At 40.7% G+C, this 22,154-nt stretch carries 19 protein-coding genes and 1 pseudogene; 7 read left to right on the forward strand and 13 right to left on the reverse strand.

Features of this window, described 5'->3' with window-relative positions; translation table 11 throughout:
• Positions 1-13 precede the first annotated feature (13 nt).
• From ctaG to coxB, 5 genes are all read right to left on the reverse strand, one after another.
• Positions 14-946, reverse strand: a complete 933-nt coding sequence (gene ctaG / locus NSS77_RS00980; RefSeq protein WP_342469986.1) for a cytochrome c oxidase assembly factor CtaG — start codon at positions 944-946, stop codon at positions 14-16.
• 179 nt (positions 947-1,125) lie between these two features.
• Positions 1,126-1,467, reverse strand: coding sequence for a cytochrome C oxidase subunit IV family protein (locus NSS77_RS00985; RefSeq protein ID WP_342469987.1), 342 nt, complete (start codon positions 1,465-1,467; stop codon positions 1,126-1,128).
• A gap of 1 nt (position 1,468) precedes the next feature.
• Positions 1,469-2,095, reverse strand: coding sequence for a cytochrome (ubi)quinol oxidase subunit III (locus tag NSS77_RS00990; protein ID WP_342471165.1), 627 nt, complete (start codon positions 2,093-2,095; stop codon positions 1,469-1,471).
• A complete protein-coding gene (locus tag NSS77_RS00995; protein WP_342469988.1) occupies positions 2,092-3,984 on the reverse strand; it encodes a cytochrome c oxidase subunit I in 1,893 nt (630 codons plus the stop codon). Before NSS77_RS00995 ends, NSS77_RS00990 begins: the two co-directional genes overlap by 4 nt.
• A 46-nt stretch (positions 3,985-4,030) precedes the next feature.
• The gene (gene coxB / locus NSS77_RS01000; RefSeq protein WP_342469989.1) at positions 4,031-5,107 is read right to left on the reverse strand and encodes a cytochrome c oxidase subunit II; all 1,077 of its coding nucleotides are present in this window, start codon (positions 5,105-5,107) and stop codon (positions 4,031-4,033) included.
• 819 nt (positions 5,108-5,926) lie between these two features.
• Here coxB and NSS77_RS01005 point away from each other — a divergent pair.
• Positions 5,927-6,856 carry a heme A synthase gene (locus tag NSS77_RS01005; protein ID WP_342469990.1) on the forward strand — a complete coding sequence of 310 codons (930 nt, stop codon included), beginning with the start codon at positions 5,927-5,929 and terminating at the stop codon, positions 6,854-6,856.
• A gap of 314 nt (positions 6,857-7,170) precedes the next feature.
• Here the strand turns inward: NSS77_RS01005 and pyc are convergent, their stop codons facing one another.
• Genes pyc through NSS77_RS01020 form a run of 3 tightly spaced genes read right to left on the reverse strand, consistent with a single transcriptional unit; the run spans position 7,171 to position 12,140 of the window.
• Positions 7,171-10,608, reverse strand: a complete 3,438-nt coding sequence (gene pyc / locus NSS77_RS01010; protein WP_342469991.1) for a pyruvate carboxylase — start codon at positions 10,606-10,608, stop codon at positions 7,171-7,173.
• Entirely contained in the window at positions 10,605-11,792 is a 1,188-nt protein-coding gene (locus NSS77_RS01015) for a putative peptidoglycan glycosyltransferase FtsW (RefSeq protein ID WP_342469992.1), read from the reverse strand. Before NSS77_RS01015 ends, pyc begins: the two co-directional genes overlap by 4 nt.
• 54 nt (positions 11,793-11,846) lie before the next feature.
• Positions 11,847-12,140: a YlaN family protein gene (locus tag NSS77_RS01020; RefSeq protein ID WP_342469993.1), complete on the reverse strand. Its 294-nt coding sequence runs from the start codon at positions 12,138-12,140 to the stop codon at positions 11,847-11,849.
• 176 nt (positions 12,141-12,316) lie between these two features.
• On the opposite strand from NSS77_RS01020, the gene NSS77_RS01025 reads away from it, so the two are divergent.
• Entirely contained in the window at positions 12,317-12,817 is a 501-nt protein-coding gene (locus NSS77_RS01025; RefSeq protein ID WP_342469994.1) for a peptidyl-prolyl cis-trans isomerase, read from the forward strand.
• 10 nt (positions 12,818-12,827) lie between these two features.
• Positions 12,828-13,031, forward strand: a complete 204-nt coding sequence (locus tag NSS77_RS01030; RefSeq protein ID WP_342469995.1) for a YlaI family protein — start codon at positions 12,828-12,830, stop codon at positions 13,029-13,031.
• A 108-nt stretch (positions 13,032-13,139) separates the two neighbouring features.
• On the opposite strand, the gene NSS77_RS01035 is transcribed toward NSS77_RS01030, so the two are convergent.
• From NSS77_RS01035 to NSS77_RS01050, 4 genes and pseudogenes are all read right to left on the reverse strand, one after another.
• Positions 13,140-13,934: an ABC transporter permease gene (locus tag NSS77_RS01035; RefSeq protein WP_342469996.1), complete on the reverse strand. Its 795-nt coding sequence runs from the start codon at positions 13,932-13,934 to the stop codon at positions 13,140-13,142.
• The gene (locus NSS77_RS01040) at positions 13,924-14,688 is read right to left on the reverse strand and encodes an ABC transporter ATP-binding protein (RefSeq protein ID WP_342469997.1); all 765 of its coding nucleotides are present in this window, start codon (positions 14,686-14,688) and stop codon (positions 13,924-13,926) included. Before NSS77_RS01040 ends, NSS77_RS01035 begins: the two co-directional genes overlap by 11 nt.
• A gap of 1 nt (position 14,689) precedes the next feature.
• Positions 14,690-15,151, reverse strand: a pseudogene (locus NSS77_RS01045) (ABC transporter substrate-binding protein); the annotation flags it as partial.
• A 162-nt stretch (positions 15,152-15,313) separates the two neighbouring features.
• Positions 15,314-15,469 carry a hypothetical protein gene (locus NSS77_RS01050; RefSeq protein WP_342469998.1) on the reverse strand — a complete coding sequence of 52 codons (156 nt, stop codon included), beginning with the start codon at positions 15,467-15,469 and terminating at the stop codon, positions 15,314-15,316.
• Positions 15,470-15,637: 168 nt separating this feature from the next.
• Here NSS77_RS01050 and NSS77_RS01055 point away from each other — a divergent pair, with 168 nt between their 5' ends.
• From NSS77_RS01055 to NSS77_RS01070, 4 genes are all read left to right on the forward strand, one after another.
• Positions 15,638-17,074 (forward strand): DDE-type integrase/transposase/recombinase, encoded by a 1,437-nt coding sequence (locus NSS77_RS01055; RefSeq protein WP_340714312.1) that lies wholly within the window; start codon positions 15,638-15,640, stop codon positions 17,072-17,074.
• Positions 17,075-17,973: 899 nt separating this feature from the next.
• Positions 17,974-19,104: an NADH-dependent flavin oxidoreductase gene (locus NSS77_RS01060; protein ID WP_342469999.1), complete on the forward strand. Its 1,131-nt coding sequence runs from the start codon at positions 17,974-17,976 to the stop codon at positions 19,102-19,104.
• A gap of 200 nt (positions 19,105-19,304) precedes the next feature.
• Entirely contained in the window at positions 19,305-19,508 is a 204-nt protein-coding gene (locus tag NSS77_RS01065; RefSeq protein ID WP_342470000.1) for a hypothetical protein, read from the forward strand.
• Between the two features lie 21 nt (positions 19,509-19,529).
• Entirely contained in the window at positions 19,530-21,110 is a 1,581-nt protein-coding gene (locus tag NSS77_RS01070) for a recombinase family protein (RefSeq protein WP_342470001.1), read from the forward strand.
• A 119-nt stretch (positions 21,111-21,229) separates the two neighbouring features.
• Here NSS77_RS01070 and NSS77_RS01075 read toward each other — a convergent pair whose 3' ends face one another.
• The gene (locus NSS77_RS01075; RefSeq protein WP_342470002.1) at positions 21,230-22,135 is read right to left on the reverse strand and encodes a TetR/AcrR family transcriptional regulator; all 906 of its coding nucleotides are present in this window, start codon (positions 22,133-22,135) and stop codon (positions 21,230-21,232) included.
• Positions 22,136-22,154 lie beyond the last annotated feature (19 nt).

Here is a 22,154-nt window from a genome sequence, read left to right on the forward strand (position 1 = left end):
CATTCTCCTATCCTTAATATTGGTTTCTTTTTTTCTCTTGAAAGTCATTTAAAGCTTTTGCTGTAATTTCTTCTTCAGTGAGTTTATGTTCCTCACTCCACCATTCACGAAAGGCAAAATACAAAATGACACCCAAAATGATTTCCTGGATGATTTTCATTAGCACTCCGCCCAATTGCTGGTCGCGCAGTGGAGACAAGTTTGTGAATAACTCCGGTCCGGACAATTTTACTGTCGTATTAAGGCTCGCCAACGTTTTATCCGGCACACAAAGCGACATCGCTTTCAGCCAGGCTTCTCCATCGGTATATGTTGCGTATACCGGATTTTTTGTAAAAATGATGAGTGCGCAAGCAGGTGTGATAACAACAGCAGTAGCGATAATATACCCGATTTTGTATAACCCTTTTATTTTCCGTTGGCCCGGTACTTCGTTTACCAACGGCCAATACATGAAGAAGGCTGACAGAAACAGTGCCAGACTAGCCAATCCATGCAATGTTTCATCAATTTTAATGTAGTCGAATACAATCGGAAGGTGATAAACCGAAAAGGTTAAGGCAAACCCTAGAACTGATACAACCGGGTGTGTTAACGCTTTGACGATTTTATCGACCACCGGGAATTCAACGACTACCCGCCAAACCCACCAAGGAATTCCTTTAATGATCAGGATCGGAATCAATAGCAGATAAAAGGCCATTTGAACCATATGCATCGTAAAGGTAATATTTGACAATAGATCAATTGGAGATCCTTTAACTATATATAACAATATGATACCTAAAATAAAGTAAACCGCTTCTTTCTTTTTTAACGGTTCGTTCCCCTTAAAATCGCTTCTCCAGCGAATGGTCACAAGAAAATAAACGATGATGATAAACACTAATGTCCCAATCATATATGGGCTCCACATTGCTTGAAACCCAAATATACTTAAAGGCATAATATCGCTCCTCAACAAAGAAGTAATCTAAAAAAAAGCAAAGTGCTATTGGTATTATAACATTATTTCTTAAGATAAAATATGAAGAAACCTATCAACTTTTTGAAGAAAATATGATAATTTTGAAAATCCGAACATACAAGAATGGCTGCCTAGATCATCTAGACAGCCATTTTCCATTACCACCAAATAATTGTGTTGAATGCTAGGAAGAATGTAAATGCAATTACAGCTCCTACCCACACAAAAGTGGAAATGACACCGATATATGGTGCGTGTTTATCATCCATATGCATGAAGGAATAGAGTTGCAATACAACTTGGATTCCGGCAAGCAATAAGATGATTGGTTTGATAAATGTTGGCGCAAAATCTGCCGCCACTGTTGCAAAAGCAACAAACGTTAGGAAAATCATGATCGCAAAATTGATCACCTGTTTACGCATTTGAACTGCGCTTTTTCTGCGATCGAATTCATATTGGGCTTGGCTTCTGCCTTGAATCTCAGTATCGTGACTCATATTATCCTAACACCCCCATGAGGTAAACTACCGTGAAGATGAATACCCAAACAACGTCGATAAAGTGCCAGTAGATAGAAGCAACAAAATATTTTGGCGCGTTGTAAAGGTTAAGACCACGTTTAGCGTTACGGATGATTAAGCAAATCATCCAGATTAAGCCGATGATTACGTGCAATCCGTGTGTTCCAACAAGCGTGAAGAATGCGGAAGAGAACGCGGATTGAGTGTAACCAAAGCCAATGTGTACATAATGATAGAACTCATAAATTTCAAGGCAAAGGAATCCGAGACCTAGAAGGATTGTTGCTCCAGTCCAAAGCTGAACCCCTTTGAAATTATAGTTTTTCAAATGATACATCGCATATACGGATGTTAGTGATGAAGTTAAAAGGAACATTGTCATCACAAAGGCGAGCGGCAGTTCAAAGAGTTCTTGGGAAGTGAACTCCATTCCTGCTGGACCTCTGTTTCTTAAAGAAATATATGTTGCAAATAAACTTGCGAACAATACGATATCGCTACAGATAAAAATCCAAATACCAACGTACTTATTTTTACCTTCTTGTGTAACTTGTTCCGGATGTTCTGGCCAAGTTTGAGGGGTGAATTTAGTATCCAACATTATTTATTTCCCCCTTTTCCATAAAGCTCTTCTTCAATTGCCAAGATTTCATCTACATGTACATGATATCCCAAGTCATCTTTCACGGAACGGGTAATCATAGCTAGTACTGTAATACCAAGTCCAATTACCATTACAGGAATTGACCAGGATACACCATCTGGATGATATAATGCACCGAATGCAGCAACGAATAATCCAATTGCCATTACCAACGGCAAGATTGAATTGTTTGGCATATGAATGTCGCCAAGAGGTTCTGCATATGTCATGCCTTCTGGGTTGCCTTCATGTTTTTCAATCCAGTATGGGTCAAATCCACGTACAAGTGGAAGTTGTTTGAAGTTATAGAATGGGATTGGTGTTTGGATTGCCCATTCAAGAGAACGTCCATCTCCCCAGTAGTCTCTGCAGTTCACTGGTTTAGATTTAATTGACAACAACATGTTGAGTACCATTAGTACTACACCGATAGCCATCATGATCGCACCGATGGATGAAATGAAGTTGAATAAATCCCAACCTTGACCTTCCATGTATGTGAATACGCGGCGTGGCATACCCATTAATCCAAGGAAGTGTTGTACAAAGAATGTTAAATGGAATCCGATAAAGAAAATCCAGAATGTCCAATAACCTAATTTTTCGCTCATTACACGGTTGAAGAATAACGGCCAATAGAAATGGAATGATGCAAAAATCGCCGTTACGATACCACCAACGATTACGTAGTGGAAGTGTGCAACGATAAAGTAAGAGTCATGCAATTGATAATCCAATGGTGCAGTCGCGTTCATTACACCTGTTACCCCACCGGCAACGAAAGACGGAATGAATCCTAATGCATAAATCATTGGTACAGTAACCTTGATTGAACCGCCCCAAATTGTCAGAATCCAGTTAAACACTTTCATACCTGTTGGAACGGCGATCGCCATTGTTGCTACCGCAAAGATCGCGTTTGCAGTCGCACCAAGACCTACTGTAAACATGTGGTGGGCCCAAACCATGAACCCTAAGAAACCGATCAAGATTGTCGCGAATACCATTGAAGAGTATCCGAACAAACGTTTACGGGCGAATACCGGAATAATTTCAGAGAATAATCCGAATGCCGGCAATACTAAGATATACACTTCAGGGTGACCGAAAATCCAGAATAAGTGCTCCCAAATAATTGTGTTACCACCCATTGTATGATCGAAGAAGTTCGCATCGAACATACGGTCAACCAACATTAGGAACAAACCTACTGTTAGTGGAGGGAATGCGAATAAAATCAATGTACTGGAAATAAGTGTAGTCCAAGTAAATAAAGGCAAACGCATGAACGTCATACCTGGTGCACGCATTGTGATGATTGTCACAATGAAGTTAATACCAGAAATCAATGTACCTGCACCGGAAATTTGCAACCCTAATACATAGAAGTCAATACCATGACCAGGTGAATATAAAGATAATGATGCATATGATGTCCAACCAGCATCTGGTGCTCCACCCATAAAGAATGATAAATGCAAGAATGTAGCACCTAAGAAGAATAACCAGAATCCTAATGAGTTAAGGAATGGGAATGCTACGTCACGAGCACCGATTTGCAATGGTACAACCATGTTCATGAATGCGAATAAAAGTGGTGTCGCTGCCAAGAAAAGCATTGTTGTACCGTGCATTGTTAATAACTCGTTAAAAGTACCAGCTGAGATGAAATCGCTATTTGGGTACATCAACTGTATACGCATTAAAAGCGCTTCAAAACCTGCGATGGCGAAGAACAATAGCCCGGAGAATAAATACAATACCGCAAGTTTTTTGTGGTCAACAGTTGTTAAATAGTCCCAAATAACCGCACCCACGCCCTTTTTCTTTGTGACTGCTACTGAGCTCACAACTTTAACCTCCTTAATTTGTTCTCTATCTATATCTGCGAATTAATTATTTTTCTACTGATAAGCCTAGCAAGTAATCAGCTACAGCGCTGATTTCCTCATCAGTCAACTCTTTGTACTTACCAGTCATCAAGTTGCCTGGTTTGATTTTTTCAGGATCTTTAATCCAAGCTTCAACGTTTTCTTTAGTGTGATCCAAGTAACCTGCAACGCGGTTGCGATCACCAAATGTTGTCAAGTTTGGACCAGCAGCGCCAGCAGGAGTTACTGCAGAAATTGCGTGACATCCTAAACAGTTTTGAGCGAATGTCGCTTCACCCAAATCAGTTGAATCAGCAGAAGCTGTTTGGCCTTCAGTAGCTTTCATTGCTGCTACCCAAGCATCGAAATCATCACGATTCAATGATTTTACTTTGAAATCCATCAAAGCGTGGGAAGGACCGCAAAGTTCAGCACATTTTCCGTACCATACGCCTTCTCCATCATTGAGTCCTGCAGATTCTTTATCGAATACCAAGTAGAATTTGTTCAAATTGTCAACGTTCGTATCCATTTTACCGCCGATAGCAGGAATCCAGAATGAGTGTTTTACATCAGCTGCTTTCAAGTTGAAGTAAACCTTTTCATTTGTTGGAACAACTAGTTCTTGGGAAGTGACAATGCCATATTGCGGATATTCAAATTCCCACCAATACAATTTTGCAGTAACATTGATTGTTAATGCTTTTGGATCTCCGTCTTCATCCACTTCTTCCATAGCGGATACATCGGCAAATTTGTAAGTAGCCAAGATTGTTGGTACAGATAGAATTAATAAAAGGATGATTGGAATAACTGTCCAAATAACTTCTAGAGTGTGGCTACCTTCCACTTGTTTTGGCATGTAATCTTCGCCAAGTTTAGAGCGGCGAAATTTTGCGAAAGTGAGTAAATAAAGAACAGAAACTACTACAACTACTAACGTCATGATACTTGCAGCTAGTAATAGTAGATTAAATTGCTCTTTTCCGACAGCACCGGATGGTCGAAGTGCAGAAATATATTCTTCACCACAGCCCGATAAAACAACAGCCAATGCTGCTAACAACGGGAAAAGAGACCATTTTTTAAGCCCTTTCTTCATAGCTTAATTAAACCCCTCTTTCTTTTAATTGTCTTGTCTAACTGGAAGTTATGCTCTATCTATTTGAATTCTTTATTGAAGAAAGAATCCCAAAGGGTATAAAAGCGCGGATTGATGAATATTATTTATTATCAAAAAATGGTAAAATGGTTATCATCAATCACAAGTAAACAACATATATTTAGTAAAAACTATTTTTAATCTAATTATGATGTTTAATAAGTGCAAAACCGCTAGAAAACAGTTTGTACATAAAAATGAAACAATAACCATATTAACACACAATTTTCGAATGATGAACGACATTTTTTATAATTTAAAAAATGTTCAAATCTCATTCATGTCTATACCTCTAAACTAACACACACCCAGTTTGGCCGATCGCCACATGCGAATATGATCCAAGTCTTCCAGCTTTGAGTTTACTATGCTGCTCTTTTTAAAAGCAAGGTCCATTAACTGGATAAACTCCAACCGCTGCCATTCCCCCTTTTTCTTTCAAATTTGTAAGCTTTACTTACTAAATTCTACTATATCGAACTTTGTGCCAAATTTCTAGATTTTAAGTGAATTTTATGTGAAGTGGACAAGTTCGATGAAAGCAGACAATACCTTATTAAAAAGCATATTATAAGGATTGAAGATTTAATAGTATCTTTGTGAAATATTTTTCACATTTCTGTGAACAGTTTGTGAAATTTCATAACAATTATTTTGTGAGAATTCTTTGAAGTTGTCTTTTTTTCCCGAATTCGCTATCATCATAAAAGCATAGCTTTTTTCATGCAATCTTTACAGATATAAAAGTAGGTGTCATTGATGCAACACAGGTATAATTGGTTATTGAAATGGGTTGCAGTACTTACCACCCTTGGCATGTTGCTAATCCTTCTGGGAGGCGCTCTCGTAACAAAAACAGACAGCGGTTTAGGCTGCGGCCGTAACTGGCCTGATTGCAATGGATCATTGATTCCAAAAGAAATCACGACAGAAGTGTTGATCGAGTTTTCCCACCGATTTGTTACCGGAGCAGTCTCGATACTGGTATTAATATTAGTGATTTGGACATGGAGAGCTTTAAACCACGTTAAAGAAGTGAAATTTTTAGGCTTTCTGGCAATCTTTTTCCTTGTACTGCAAGCATTGATCGGTGCTGCTCAAGTGCTTTGGGGACAAGGTGATTTTATTTTGGCCTTGCACTTCGGCATTTCACTGATTTCTTTTGCAGCGGTGATGTTGCTATCGATGATTGTTTTCGAAGTGGATCAGAAATTTGATGCCGATCGGGTGATCATTCGAAAAAAATTAAAGTGGCATACCATCGGTGTTACCCTTTATTCATACATAGTCGTCTATACCGGAGCGCTCGTTAGACATACAGGTTCCAGTTTAACATGTACAAGCTGGCCGTTTTGCGATAATCGCAATCCCTTTGAGCTGCCTGACAAAATGTATGAATGGGTGCACATGGGCCATCGGTTCGCTGCATTTTTAATCTTCATCTGGATTTTGTACATCATGGTTCATGCAATTAAACATTACAAAGACCAGCGGGTGATCTATTGGAGCTGGATTATCGCCCTTGTCCTTGTTTCATTGCAAATCATTGCTGGCGCATTCATTATCTTTACTCAATTAAGTCTATTCATATCTTTATTGCATTCATTATTTATTACGCTGCTGTTCGGGCTTTTATGCTACTTGATATTATTGGTGGCCCGAAGCTCTTACAACGAAAGAAACCACTGACACCAAGGATTGTTCCCCCGACCAAAGGGGACAATCCTTTTTTCTGCGCTTCAATTAATGACCATTTCGGATTGGAACTGCATACCAATGATCTTTGAACGGTTCTTTCATTCTATTTTCCCTAATTGTAGGAAATTACTCCTCAAAAATGGAATTATTACCAGATTTTCAAAATGGCCTCTCTATTCAGGAAAGATCTTTCCGAATCCAAAATTTTCCCCTTCCCCCATTTAAGTTCTAAAATGTTTTATGCAAATAAAAAAAGCGAATGAATGCTCATTCGCTCACAAACAATGGAATTGCCCCAAAATTTCTTATTCAAGCTCAATTAACAAATCGCCCGTTGAAATCGCATCGCCCGGTTTTGCGTAGATTTCCTTCACTACACCGTCACTTGGCGCTTGCACAGTTGTTTCCATTTTCATCGCTTCCGTAATCAATAAATGATCGCCGCGTTTTACATGGCTGCCTTTAGAAACGAGCACTTTCAATACAGTACCCGGCATTGTCGCCCCAATTTGATTTGGATTGTTCGGATCCGCCTTCACGGCAATTGATCCATCGGCTTCCACCGTTTTATCTTCCACAACCACTTCACGAGGCTGACCGTTGAATTCAAAGTAAATTACCCTTGTTCCATCGTGTTCCGCTTCACCGATGGACACCAATTTAATAATTAACGTTTTCCCTTTTTCGATTTCAACCTCAATTTCCTCACCGATTCGTAAACCGTAAAGGAAAGAAGGCGTGTCTAATACGGATAAGTTTCCATACTTTTCAACAGCCATGAAATACTCTTCCACCACTTTAGGATATAAAGCGTAGGAGATGACATCCTTTTTCTCCACCGGCTTTTTCACTTTGTTCTCCAATTCTTTTTTCAGTGCATCGAAATCCACCGGCTCAAGGAGTTCGCCAGGCCGCACAGTAATCGGCTTTCTTTCTTTCAAAATGACCTTTTGCAACTCTTCCGGGAACCCGCCATAAGGCTGTCCTAAATAGCCTTGGAAAAATTCGACGACTGAGTCCGGGAAGTCGATCGTTTTTCCTTTTTCCAAAATATTGTTTTCATCCAAATTGTTTTGCACCATAAATAGCGCCATATCGCCGACGACTTTGGACGATGGGGTTACTTTTACGATATCGCCAAACAGCATATTCACGCGGGAATACATTTTTTTCACTTCATCCCAACGGTCTCCAAGCCCCACGGCCTTCGCTTGTTGTTGCAAGTTGCTGTATTGTCCGCCTGGCATTTCATGAACATAGATTTCGGAATGGGGACTTTTCATGCCGCTTTCAAAATCCCGGTAATACTCCCGAACATCTTGCCAGTAATATGATAATTGTTCAAGCGCTTCGATGTCCGCGCGCACTTTTCGTTTTGCGCCGCTCATGGCATAATACAGCGCATTGGCGCTTGGCTGGGATGTTAAGCCTGCCATGGAACCCAATGCTGTATCGACTATATCGACACCCGCTTCGATGGCTTTTGCATAAGTGTAAATTCCGTTGCCGCTTGTATCATGAGTGTGCAAGTGGATTGGCAAGTCCGTCGCTTCTTTCAATTCAGAAATAAGGACATAAGCCGCCTCCGGTTTCAACAAGCCCGCCATATCTTTGATGGCCAAAATATGGGCTCCCGCACGCTCCAATTCCTTCGCCATTTCTTTATAATATTGAACCGTGTATTTTGAGCGGGAAGGATCCAGAATATCGCCAGTGTAGCAGATGGCCGCTTCCGCGATTTTCCCTGTATTACGCACTTCATCAATGGCGATTTCCATCCCCTTGATCCAGTTTAAGCTGTCGAAAATGCGGAATACGTCAATTCCGGCACTCGCCGCTTCCCTCACAAATTCGCGGATCAAATTGTCCGGATAGTTTGTATAACCTACTGCATTGGCGCCACGGAACAACATTTGGAACAAAACGTTCGGGATTTGTTTTCGAAGTTTTGCAAGTCTTTCCCATGGATCTTCTTTCAGGAATCGATAGCTGACATCAAACGTTGCGCCGCCCCAAAGTTCCAGGGAGAAGAAATCATGCATCATCCGTGCATTATAATCTGCAATTTGATACATGTCCTGGCTGCGGACCCTTGTAGCAAGCAGCGACTGATGCGCGTCACGGAATGTGGTATCTGTCAATAGAACATCATCCTGTTCTTTGATCCATCGAATGACTCCATCGACGCCTTCTTCTTCAAGTATTTGTTTTGTTCCCCGCGGAATTTCCGTATGCTTGATATCCAATTTCGGCTTTTCAGGTTTTACAAAGATTGGTTTATTCTTTTTCTCAATTCCAGGGAATCCGTTTAATGTAACATCCCCAATATATCTCAACAACTTAGTGCCGCGGTCTTTGCGAACGGCTAAGTCAAATAGTTCCGGCGTAGAATCGATAAAGCTCGTATCAAATTCTCCGGATAAGAACTTCTCATGCAACACCACATTCATGAGGAACGGAATGTTCGTTTTGACGCCGCGGATACGGAATTCCCTCAAGTTGCGGTCCATTTTAGCCGCGGCTTCCTTAAATGTTCTACCCCATGTGGAAATTTTGACGAGCAAGGAATCGTAGTAAGGTGTCACAACGGCACCTTGGAAACCGTTACCTGCATCCAAACGCACCCCGAAACCGCCGCTTGAACGGTAAACCATGATTTTTCCTGTATCCGGCATAAAGTTATTGGCTGGATCTTCCGTCGTCACACGGGATTGTATCGCATAGCCGAATAACGGAATTTCGCTCTGTTCAGGAACGCCGATTTCTTTTGAATGAAGTTCATATCCTTCCGAAATTTTAATTTGCGCATGAACGATATCAATGCCTGTAATCATCTCCGTGATGGTATGCTCCACTTGAATGCGCGGATTCACTTCGATGAAATAGAATTCGTTGCCGGAAACCAAAAATTCTACAGTGCCGGCATTTACATACCCGACATTTTTCATCAATTTTACTGCCGCTTCACAAATTCTATTTCTTAAATTTTCAGAAAGCGAAATCGATGGAGCGATTTCAACCACCTTTTGATGACGGCGCTGAATCGAACAATCGCGCTCATATAAATGGACAATGTTTCCTGCATAATCCCCTAAAATTTGCACTTCTATATGCTTCGGCTTAATGATCGCTTTTTCCACATACACTTCGTCGGATCCGAAAGCCGCTTTGGCTTCAGATTTCGCCCTTTCATAGGCGCTTTTCAGTTCCTCTTTTGCATGCACCAATCGCATTCCGCGGCCGCCGCCCCCCAAGGCAGCTTTGATCATCACCGGATATCCGACTTCATCTGCGAATTGTTCCAGTTCTTCATAAGATGAAACAGGGCCATCACTTCCAGGAATCACCGGAATTCCCGCAAGGATTGCCTGCTCTCTTGCCTTCACCTTATCGCCAAAAATCTCCAAATGCTTTGAATTTGGACCGATAAAGATGATCCCTTCTTCTTCACAACGTCTGGCAAATTCAACATTTTCCGCCAGGAAGCCATATCCTGGGTGAACGGCATCAGCGCCTGATTCTTTTGCGATTTCAATGATGCCCTCGATATCCAAATAAGCATCAATCGGACCTTTCCCGACACCGACAAGATAAGCTTCATCCGCTTTGTAACGATGGTGGGACGCGCGGTCCTCTTCCGAATAAATCGCAACTGTTTTAATATCCAATTCATTGCATGCCCGCAATACGCGAATGGCGATTTCCCCTCTGTTTGCGACTAAAAGCTTGTGAATCTTTCTCATTTTGTCCCCCTTAACTTTCTTTTTTCAAGTTTCTCATACATAGAAACATTGATTAATATGCCTATTGCGAAAGACAATACCAAAATAGATGATCCACCATAACTGATGAAAGGCAATGTCACCCCAGTCAATGGGATAAGTCCTGATAAACCACCTAAATTGACAAAGGTTTGTATGGCAATCCAGCTGGCAATACCTGCCGCAATCATTCTGGCCAACGGATCTTTCGTAGTCAGAGCAATGGATAATCCTTTAAATACGATAAATCCCAAACCTCCTAGAACGATTATAACGCCCAACAAACCTAATTCTTCCGCAATTACAGCCATTATAAAATCTGTTTGCGGTTCTGGCAAATATCCGAGTTTTTGCACGGATTGACCAAGCCCTACCCCTTCTATTCCACCAGAACCGATGGCAATATAGCCTTGAACCACTTGGTGCCCTGAACCTTGTTCATATTCAAATGGATTTAAAAATGCCTTGATTCTCCCGATGCGGTTTGGCGTCAAAATTTTATCCCCTTTGATCAATAAAATGACACCGAGAATGGTTGCACCGAGAATCGCCAATTCGGCAAAAAACTTAAAGAAGGTTCTTATCCGTATGCCGCTTGCCGCTACTACCGCAATGGCAATGCCGGAAATGATCATGACGGCACCGATATCTGTTTCAAGTGCCACGAAAAAGATGATAAAAATCCATACTAAAATAGGGTAAATAATATGATTTGGGTGTAAATCAACCATTGGGGTTTTTAAACTTTTCCGATAAAAAGCCCCTGCAAAATATAAAATAATGATGAGTTTTGCAAGTTCAGAAGGTTGGAAAGACATCAGGCCGAACAGACTGATCCAGCTTTTGGACCCCGTTCCGCTTTCACCGAATCCGAAAAAAAACACCCAGAACATCAAAACGGTGATCAATCCAACCATAAAGACCATTATATTTTTTCTGCTATAATGCTTGTACGGCACAAAAGCACCGACGGTAAAGAAGAAAAATGCAACCATTAAATTAAATAATTGTTTTTTATAATAATAATCCGGTTCCTTCCCGTCGACAAGTGCCACCATGATGCTGGAACTGTAAATCATCACCAGGCCGAATAAACACAAAAATACATAAACGAAGAATAAAGGGTAATCAAAATTCCGAATATAGTACGAAAGATATTTTCTCATAGCGAAGACCTCTTTTAGAAAAAAAACTCAAATCACATTGATTTGAGCCTTTTGTTACTTGTTCGAGTTTGCGTTTGTATATGCTTCATGTAACAAGGACAATTCTTTTTCTAATGTATCCAAAATCTTTCTTCCTTGTTCACGTTCAATTAATCCCAATTTCACGGCGAAATCGATTTCCCGGGACAAACCAAACATTTGTGTATCCAGAACTTCTTCGTACAAAGGACATTGCGGCATCGTCAAATGATCCATTTGCACTTTGATCAAACGCGCTATTTTATCTGCATCTTCAAGCAGCAATTCCAACGCTTTTTCCTGGAAGGAAGCTTGAGTTTTTTTCTCCATGAGGACGCCCCCATTAATGTAATTTCTTCTATTCTATCTTAATAAAGTTTATCTTTTAGCAAATAAAAATGCAAGTGGCAACACAAGATAGAACAGTTAGAAATGATTATTTCTTTATTATGTGAAAATCTAACTGTATACTGATATATGTAAAATAGTTAAGGGGGAGAATTCTGATGGAAAGCATCATTCCAATTAAAGGAAAAGTGAAATATAAATTGACATTGGATCCATCCGTGTGGATTTTTGACGATCGAAGAATTGATTTGAAAACATATTTTACAAAACCAAAAGAAAATGAGGACGAAGATTTAAAATACTTGTTTAAAATGGGCGAACATTGGTCCCGTGAAATTATGGAAGGTGCAACATTCCCTCCTACTTTAAAAACGGAAAGAAAATTTGACCGGAAAGGGATGCAAACCGGTACGTTCGGCATGGAAATAAAATATTTCCTTAACAATGCCGAAATCGAAGAAGATGCAACAAAAGTGGTCTTTGAATGCAAAGATGGCACAGAGCACGCTTTTGCAATCGATGATGCATACAAATTGATTTTCAAATTTAGCCAAGATGGTAAGCCGCTGACAGAGGATGGGCCTGTTCATATTATTTTTGGTGACGGTTCCAATTTGGACAACCCAATCAAAAACATTGCAGCGATTCGGGTGGAATAGGATTTAACCTATGCGTGTCCAATGTGTAATTTGTGATTCCATCCATGAACTGGAAGACGACTCACCACTGGCTAAAAGATTAAGAAATCGGCCGATCCACACATACATGTGTGAAACTTGCCATGATCGCATTACAACAAAAACGCTGGAGAGACTGGCGACGGGCAAATTCCGTTTCTTCCGCAGCTCTTCAAGCATTGATGAAGAACTATGACAATATCATTTTCCCGCAAAAAAATGGCCTATTATGAAATCCAAAATGGAATTTCATAATAGGTTATATTTTTTATTCTTAAGGATGAACAAAATGTTGCATGATGGATTACTCATTTTTGATCAATCGTCTCTCCAGCATTTCCACCAGCTGGTACATGAGTGTTGCGAAGATGGCAATGATGAGGAGCGACATTAATACGAGATTGAAGTTGAACACTTGGAATCCATAAATGATCAAATAGCCGAGCCCCTGGGAAGAAACGAGGAATTCGCCGACAATGACCCCTACCCAAGACAATCCCACATTCACTTTTAATGTGGAGATGATTGTCGGAAAAGAGGCGGGCAAAATCGCTTCTTTGAACATTTGCCATTTCGTCGCATTGAAGGTTTGCAACACTTTCAGATAGTTGGCATCCACGTTGCGGAAAGATGTGTAAATGACGATGGTGGAAATGATGACGGAGATGATGGCCCCCATTGTGATGATGGATGTCATCCCTGGACCGAGAGCAACAATCAAAATCGGTCCAAGTGCGACTTTCGGCATGGAATTCAACACAACCAAATACGGGTCCAAAATTTTGGAAAAAGTCGGGAACCACCAAAGAATGGCCGACAAAACCGTGCCTACGAGCGTCCCCAAAATAAACCCGAGAACCGTTTCAAACAATGTATAGTTCATGTGGATAAAAATCGTGCCATCCGAAATCATGTTCATCAGTAACCGGAAAATCCTCGAAGGCGCGCTGAATATGAGCGGATCAATCCAGCGGTTGGAAGAGGCGGCTTCCCATATGGCAAAAAAGCCGACCAGGATGAACAACTGGTAAAATCGAATCCATCGTTTTTCCTTCGCCAATCTTTTCTTATATGCCAGATGGAGTTCTTTAATGTTCAAGGCTTTCAAGCTCCTTCCAAATTTGTTGAAATAATGGTGAATAGCTTGAATGGCTTCTTGCTTCAAAAGGAGTCAAGTTTCTGATTTCTTCCGGCACTTCAAAGGTTTGATGGATTCGTCCGGGCCTTCTGGAAAATAAGAAAATGCGGTCGCTCATCGCAATGGCTTCCCCGATGTCATGGGTCACAAGAATGGCCGTTTTATTGTACGCTTTTAACATGTTGTATACCAAATCTTCCAGCTTCAATTTGGATTGATAGTCCAGGGCGGAAAACGGTTCATCCAGCAATAGCACTTTCGGATCCACCGCAAGGGTTCTGGCGAGCGCCACCCTTTGCCTCATCCCCCCCGATAATTCCCGGGGATATTTTTTCTCGATGGATGGCAATCCCACATCTTCCAGCAGCTTTGACGCAATATGCCGATCATACTCTTGATTCGACAGTTTTAATCCAAGGGTGATATTTTCCTCGATGGTTTTCCACGGGAATAAATAATCCTGCTGCAACATATACCCGATGGAGAGCTCTTTATTTCCGTACACCTTTTGATTTTCAATGTAGACATTTCCTGAAGTCGGCTGAAATAATCCGGCGATGATGGAGAGAAGGGTTGTTTTACCGCACCCGCTCGGCCCGATAAAGGAAACGAATTCCCCTTCATCAATGGTCAAATGGATGTCCTGTAACGCTTCCGTTGCCGCATCCTTTGAAAAATACGCATGGCTGACGTGATCAACAAGCAAGAAACTCATATCACTTCGTTACCTTCTCGGCGAATGTTGTATCCACCAGTTTTGAGTAATCTATGCGCATCGGAAGCTCCCCCACTTCTTCCATGATATCCTGCAAGTTGTTCCACTCTTCCTCATCCAAAATCGGATCCTTCGCAAAGGATTCCTGCTGGCGGTAGCGTTCCACCACTTGTGCAATCAATTCAACGTCCGTATCTTCAAAGAATGGCTGAATGGCTTTTGCCACTTCTTCCGCCGGAGCATCATACACAAAGTCTTGCGCTTTTTTGATGGCTCTCGTAAATTTCTCCGCCACTTCCGGATTTTTCTTCAAGTAACTTTCTTTCGCCATAAACACCGTATATGGAACATGCCCGGATTCCGTACCGAATGATGCCACCACATAGCCGATTCCTTCTTTTTCAAAAACGCTTGCAGTCGGTTCAAATAGTTGTACGAATTCCCCCGTTCCGGATGCAAAAGCGCGAGGGTACAAAAGACACTACTGTCATGTCAGGAAAGGTCATCCTAAATACAGATGGCAACATAGGCTTTTGATTCCGGGATGGCCGGCAGTTAGGATGGAAGATTCGGGATCATTGACTGCAGGAATAAGGCCCTAATCGATGTTTGCAGCAATTGATGATTAAGATAAACGGGCGTTTTGCCGAATCCCTAACAAAATAAAAATCGCCCCCAAGAGAAAGAAAAGGATCCCTTTTGTAAAACCGATCATAAAAAATACAACCCCGATTAAAAGATAGCTTGCTACATGTGGATTCTTAAAATTGATTGGCTTCATAAATATTCCCCCTTAAAAATACGGCGTATTGTCAAAAATTACTTAATAAAACTTACGTTTTTGTTGATATAACTAGTTTTATATAAAAAAAACTTGCCACCCCCTTAAAATTAGGGTATTTATGAGGTAACCACACACTCAAAAATCCCTAATAAAGGAAGTGACAAGTTGTTACCTCAATTATTAACCTATTTGCTTGAATATATCAAGTACCAAGATCAAATGATTCGAACATTACTTACCCTTCTGATTGGAAAAAACATGTTTGATAAGCCAACTGAAAAGCCTGTCAATAAGCCTTATCAAAAACTCCAGGTGGATGAGCTGCCAATCATTGAAACTCTACAAAAGCTCGATTATCAAATTCTTCTCAAAGAATATTTGGAGAAGAACGGGAAACCTCTCAAACCTGTTCAGAGGCGTTCCAATTCAAAAGGTAAAGTACCTTCATCCATGAAATGTCCAAGGTGTGGTGCTCCGTCAGATTATCTTTATGCCAATAACGGAGGTAAAGGACAGTATCAATGCAAGGTGTGTGCGTGTCTGTTTAATAAAAAGAATCAATATGCCAAGGAGGCTATACTAAAATGTCCACACTGTTCGAAAACACTCGAGAAGATCAAGGAAAGAAAAGATTTTCTCGTATTTAAGTGCAAAAACAATGACTGTCCGTATTACAAAAAGAAACTGCAAGGAATGTCTAAAAAAGAGAAAAAGCAGTTCGAAAAGGATTCTCCGTCTTTTAAAGTTCGATACATATTTCGTCAGTTTCAAATTGATTATCAGCCGTTAGCCAAACATTCACCTAAGAAGCCAAAAGTGGATTTGTCCAGGCTTCATGTGTCACCGCACACATTGGGGCTCATTTTAACCTACCATGTAAACTATGGCTTATCGGCTCGGAAAACAGCTGCACTGATGAAGGATGTTCATGGCGTACCCATCTCTCACCAGAGTATATTGAATTACGAAAACAGCGTAGCACTTCTTCTCAAACCTTATGTGGATCATTATCCTTACGAGCTTTCTGATCAATTCTGCGGAGACGAAACATACATTAAGGTGAATGGTCGTTGGCATTATCTTTTTTTCTTTTTTGATGCGGTAAAGAAAATTATTCTGTCCTACCCTGTTTCTCCAAATCGTGATACGGTATCAGCCATTCGTGCGATTGATGAGGCCTTATGGAAGATGAAAGAGATCCCGGAAGACCTCACCTTTGTCGTAGATGGCAATCCGATTTACCTTTTAGCACAACACTTTTTTGCCCAGCACGGTATTACGTTTGATGTGAAGCAGGTCATTGGACTAACCAACGAAGACCAGGTTTCAACGGAATACAGACCGTTAAAACAAATTATTGAAAGACTGAATCGAACATTTAAGGGCAATTACAGATCGACACACGGATTTGGATCCGATCACGGATCCGTTTCTTATGTGACTTTGTTTGTGGCTTATTTTAATTTCTTGCGGCCACATTCAGCCCTGGAAGGCAAAGTGCCTGTAGTTATTCCAGAGCTAAAAGGACTGCCGAATATGCCTGCACGTTGGACAAAACTGATTGGTTTAGCTCAACAATGGCTAGTAGAGCAAACTGCCTAACTTTTTGTTTAGCAGAGCCCTTACCAGCATCGGCGAAGCGAACTCTTGACAAACCGAACCAGTCAATGGTTTAAAATGGGAATTGGCAAGGGCTTCTTTGGTGTGCCTTCTTTTTGTTCCCTTCGCCCTTGTTGGTTCGAAATCAAACCATTGACGTGTTTGTCAAGAGCGATTGCGGCGGCATTTCCTCTAGTTTCGCTAGATCACATCCCTCCAAAACTAAGTTTTCATAGATTTTTTGACACTACCAAATACGGTGGTGATTTCTACGAATCAATGGAAAAAAGTTCCCTGATTTTTGCTTGGCCATATTTTCAAAAATAAACATTCCAATCCGCCCATAAACAAAAAAAAGCCCCTTTTTCAAGGAGTCTCCTGATTGCCGGATCTGACTGAAGCTTCCAAACGGTCATTCAATCATTCGCCTTCAAAAAGGGCATCTAAAAAAAGAAGCAAAAAACTGGAGGCAAAAAGGAATACGGATAAGCCCGTCAATAGATACATTACATTCTCAAACGCCGAAACCTTTTTCTCCAACCTTTTTCTTTTTAATTGTCTGTAATAGATATACCCGCAAAATAATAAGAAGAACGTTGCTATTCCTTGTACCGTTTCAAAAAAATGAATCAGCGGACTCACCTCTGCAACATGCAATCAAAAAATTCTTTTTTACAAAAGATGGTTTAATGGATTAAGCCATCAGTTTGAATATATGTATTTTCACTTCAGAATATCTTAAAGGAGAAATCATATTTGTAAAGAAATAACGCCCTAAAGAAGCCGTTCCTCACCTCTGCCCAACAGGGGACTCTCCATCTTTTTTATGCGTTATATTTGAAAAATTATCCAACATAGACGTATCGTTAAAGAGAGTGAAATAACTGATTGGGGGAAAAGTTATGAAGGACAAATTTAAAAGTTTATTTTCACCTTTTACCTTCCCGAATGGTGTGACATTGAAAAACCGCATCGTCATTGCTCCAATGACACACTGGTCATCCAATCCGGACGGCTCCGTTTCAGAAATTGAATTAAAATACTATGCCCGGAGATCTGCGGGCGTGAGTGCAGTCATCACGGCTTGCGCTTATGTAACCCCAAATGGGAAAGCATTCCACGGCCAATTTGCCGCAGATCGTGATGAAATGATTCCGGGGTTAAGAAAAGTGGCAACCGCGATTCAACAACAAGGAGCCAAAGCCATACTTCAAATCCATCACGGCGGAAGATTATGCCCGCCTGAACTTGTACCGGACGGAGATATTGTTAGCGCGAGTGCGGTTCCGGCTGAAAGACCCGGGGCGGAAACACCCCGATCTTTGACGATTCAAGAAATTGAAGAAATCATTGATGCATTTGGTGAAGCGACCCGCCGCGCGATTGAAGCCGGTTTTGATGGCGTTGAGATTCATGGGGCGAACGGCTATCTGATTCATCAATTTTTCTCGCCACATTCCAACCGCCGGGAAGACCAATATGGCGGCACCCTTGAAAAACGAATGTCGTTCCCGCTTGAAATCATCAAGAAAGTAAAAAGCGTTGTCGACCAACATGCAAAATCCCCTTTCATCGTCGGTTACCGTTTCTCTCCGGAAGAACCGGAAACACCTGGCATTACAATGGCGGATACTCTTGTCTTTGTTGATGTACTTGCAAATCAAGGACTTGATTATCTGCATGTTTCATTAAATGATTTCCGCTCCACTCCAAGAGTCGGCGTCGAGGATTTCACTAAAACGCGGATTGAATATTTACTTGAAACCATCAACGGCCGTGTACCACTCATCGGTGTCGGTTCCATTATAACTGCCGACAATGCGAAAGAAGCGCTGGAAACAGGGGTTGACCTCATTGCCATAGGCAGAGAAATGATTGTGGATCCGGATTGGGTGCAAAAAATCCAGGAAGGAAGGGAAGATGAAATCTCCATTGTCATTTTCACTGACCAACAGGAAGAACTGATCATTCCGGATGGATTATGGGAACAAATCATTTCCAGACCAGGCTGGTTCCCGGTGAAAGAACGCTAAAGATTCCTGATTCATTATAAGTAAACGGAAAAATTGGCCCCATGAAGCTGTACACACATGTGCAGGTCTTTTATGGGGTCTTTTTTTGTAAAAAAGTTGATTCCGACTTGGCGTTTCGACATTTCCGTTTCGGAAAATGACTAATATTATCAATTCAGCACGAATACAATTTAACACCTTAAAAAAACGGGGGGATTTGATTGAATGATGTTAATCCTTCAAAGCAATCGGGTGAAATGGTCATTGGCGGAGTGAAATATTTGCACAAATCCGATGATGGGTTTGATTATTTAACGGATTTATCAGACAACGAAGTGAAAATACACCTGAAATTCACGAAAGATGAGGAGAAAAGAAAGGAAGCCCGCAATGCATTAAAAACCTTTTTCCTGGAGCTATTATAACTTTTGGACGGGTGTGTGGTAATGAAACGGGTTTGGTGCCTTTACCGGGTGTCGAAAAAACAACAAGTCAGCGCAGATGAAGACATTCCTATGCAAAAAAACGCCTGCCATGAATTCGTCAACGGCAAACCCGATTGGACCATCACAAATGAGTTGTACGAAAAGGGCGTATCCGGCTGGAAAAAATCCGTCAATGAGCGGGATGAAATGGCGGCACTAAAAGAAGGAGCTTTAAAGAAAAAATTCGATGTGTTGCTGGTTTTCATGTTCGACCGTTTAGGACGCCGGGAAGATGAAACACCGGTCATGGTCAATTTTCTGATTCAACATGGCATCGAAGTCTGGTCAGTAAAAGAAGGGCAACGGAAAATCGAATCCCATGTCGACAAACTGCTGAATTATATCAGTTTTTGGCAATCCGATGGGGAAAGCCAAAAAACATCCATCCGGGTGAAAGAAGCCAAAAAACAACTGAGTGAACAAGGCTATTTTCAAGGCGGAACAGCACCATTGGGCTATAAAATTGTCGAAACAGAAGAGCGGCATTGGAAAAACAAAGACCGCCGTGTAAAAGAATTGGTGCCGGACGAAATGGAATCAGAAATCATTAAGCTGATTTACCACTTATATGTAAACAAACATATGGGCTATCGAAAAATCGCCGATCATTTAAATGAACAGGGCTATCGTAACCGTGATGGCAAAATCTTTGCTGTGAGCACCATCCAAAGAATACTGTCCAACCCCATTTATATCGGATTTAAAAGATATAAAACGGCTGCAGGAGGAACGCTGCCATTTAACGAAAAACTGCAAATCCTTCCTGAGGAATTGTTTTATCAGGCTGAGCGAATCCGAAAAATTAGACGCGGCAACATGAAAGAACAGGACAAATCGGATATCCCGAGATCAGGAAAATTGCTGCTGTCAGGCCTTGCCTATTGCAAATATTGCGGTTCAAAGCTGACTTCCAATTACCTTTACAAATCTTCAAAAGATAAAAGGCATAAAACCGCCATTTACCGATACCGATGCCCTTTAAACAAAGGCAAAACTTATTGCCGTCACCGTCAAAACATATGGGGTGGAAAAAAATACGACACGCTCATTATCAATAAACTCAAATCCATCCTATCCCAATTCGAACTTCAACCATACCTGGAAGCAGGCAAACATTTGAAAGCTGAAAGAGTAAAACTGAAAGAACAAAATATCAAACATTTAAAAAAAGAGTACGTTGATTTAAAGAAACAGCAGGAAAAACTGAATTTAGAAATCGGGAAGGCTTTGATCGGCGAGAGCGCATTTACACCGGAACAGCTTTCTCTTGCCTTGGAAACAATTGAAAAACAAATGGAGGAAAAGTCGGCGCTAATCCATTCTTTGACGGAAGAATTGCAAAAAGAACGGGAAACCTGTTCAGATGTCAATTTCTTGGCGAATGAATTGAAACATTGGGCGCAAAAGTTCGAAGTAGCGGATGGGGATCATAAAAAAGCATTGCTCTCGAAATTAATCAATAAAGTGTATTTAGGCAAAAACGAAATTGAAATTGAATTGAATATCGGGTTGTCGGATTATTTTGAAGGGAACATCAATTAAACTTTTTCATCGGAACGGCTCTTCTTGTACGGCATATAAAAATGAGCTATTTTAGTGGCTGGCGTCTACTAAAATAGCTCATTTTTTTAGAAGTTGTCCCGCTTCCTTCGTCAATGGGATCAAACTTTTTGCGCCTTTTTTTGACGCAACTGTTTTGAACGCACATCATACCAAATAAGGCTTGCGATTTCTTTCACTGTCTGTTCCAATTCGGAGCCTTTAAATTCGTCAATAAAAACTTTCAATAAAGCATTGAGTATAATGGTCCGGGGAGATTCGCGATGGAATTCCTCGATGATGGCCATTGTAATTTCTTTCTGATTGCTTGATAAATTTTCCTTGATCAGATCTTCCAGTTTCTTTTTTATTTCTGAAATATCCAAACGATATTGTTTTTTCGAAATGGATAAAATGGTATTTATTTTATCGGCATTTAATACTGCCGTTTTTTCATTTATCATCATATCAATAATTTTTTCCAAATATTTCAACAATATTGAAGCGATTTCCTCCAAAGAAATGGAATGGTGATTGGAAATTTTGCAGGTGAAGGTTAAATATTGAAACATTCCATAAAATAATATTGCCGCTTCAAACCCGTAATTGCGCATTTCATCTCCGTAAACTTCAATCAAACGCAATCGGAACCATTCAAACTCCAATATCCGATGACGCAAAACCAGTTCTTTCAATTCGTCTTCCCCTGAATGCAAAATTTCTTCGTATAGCACATCCAATCCGGATTCCTGATTAATCTTCCATAATACAGCAATCTGGTTGGCGAATACGTTGATATCCGTAGGGTCTTTTCCTATCATGAGTTCGGCCCGTAAAAGTGAGGCATCATATCTCGCCTGCTCCAATATCGCTTCAATACATTCCGTTTTGGAAGAGAAGTAATTATAAAAAGTTCCTTTTGAAATCCCTGCTCTTTCAATGATTTGTTGGATTGATGTTTTCGCAATTCCATGTTCTACAAACAATCGCAAAGCATGATCAATGACCGCTTTTTTTCTTTTATTCATTTTGAACTCCTCTATTTAT

Origin of the sequence: Ureibacillus sp. FSL K6-3587 (genome assembly GCF_038593165.1) — a bacterium.
GTDB lineage: Bacteria > Bacillota > Bacilli > Bacillales_A > Planococcaceae > Ureibacillus > Ureibacillus suwonensis.

What these genes read in the sequence shown, in the direction of transcription:
- ctaG (WP_342469986.1), bottom strand. Translation starts at nt 946, where the DNA reads ATGCCTTTAAGTATATTTGGGTTTCAAGCAATGTGGAGCCCATATATG.
- NSS77_RS00985 (WP_342469987.1), bottom strand. Translation starts at nt 1,467, where the DNA reads ATGAGTCACGATACTGAGATTCAAGGCAGAAGCCAAGCCCAATATGAA.
- coxB (WP_342469989.1), bottom strand. Translation starts at nt 5,107, where the DNA reads ATGAAGAAAGGGCTTAAAAAATGGTCTCTTTTCCCGTTGTTAGCAGCA.
- NSS77_RS01005 (WP_342469990.1), top strand. Translation starts at nt 5,927, where the DNA reads ATGCAACACAGGTATAATTGGTTATTGAAATGGGTTGCAGTACTTACC.
- pyc (WP_342469991.1), bottom strand. Translation starts at nt 10,608, where the DNA reads ATGAGAAAGATTCACAAGCTTTTAGTCGCAAACAGAGGGGAAATCGCC.
- NSS77_RS01015 (WP_342469992.1), bottom strand. Translation starts at nt 11,792, where the DNA reads ATGAGAAAATATCTTTCGTACTATATTCGGAATTTTGATTACCCTTTA.
- NSS77_RS01020 (WP_342469993.1), bottom strand. Translation starts at nt 12,140, where the DNA reads ATGGAGAAAAAAACTCAAGCTTCCTTCCAGGAAAAAGCGTTGGAATTG.
- NSS77_RS01025 (WP_342469994.1), top strand. Translation starts at nt 12,317, where the DNA reads ATGGAAAGCATCATTCCAATTAAAGGAAAAGTGAAATATAAATTGACA.
- NSS77_RS01030 (WP_342469995.1), top strand. Translation starts at nt 12,828, where the DNA reads ATGCGTGTCCAATGTGTAATTTGTGATTCCATCCATGAACTGGAAGAC.
- NSS77_RS01040 (WP_342469997.1), bottom strand. Translation starts at nt 14,688, where the DNA reads ATGAGTTTCTTGCTTGTTGATCACGTCAGCCATGCGTATTTTTCAAAG.
- NSS77_RS01050 (WP_342469998.1), bottom strand. Translation starts at nt 15,469, where the DNA reads ATGAAGCCAATCAATTTTAAGAATCCACATGTAGCAAGCTATCTTTTA.
- NSS77_RS01060 (WP_342469999.1), top strand. Translation starts at nt 17,974, where the DNA reads ATGAAGGACAAATTTAAAAGTTTATTTTCACCTTTTACCTTCCCGAAT.
- NSS77_RS01070 (WP_342470001.1), top strand. Translation starts at nt 19,530, where the DNA reads ATGAAACGGGTTTGGTGCCTTTACCGGGTGTCGAAAAAACAACAAGTC.
- NSS77_RS01075 (WP_342470002.1), bottom strand. Translation starts at nt 22,135, where the DNA reads ATGAATAAAAGAAAAAAAGCGGTCATTGATCATGCTTTGCGATTGTTT.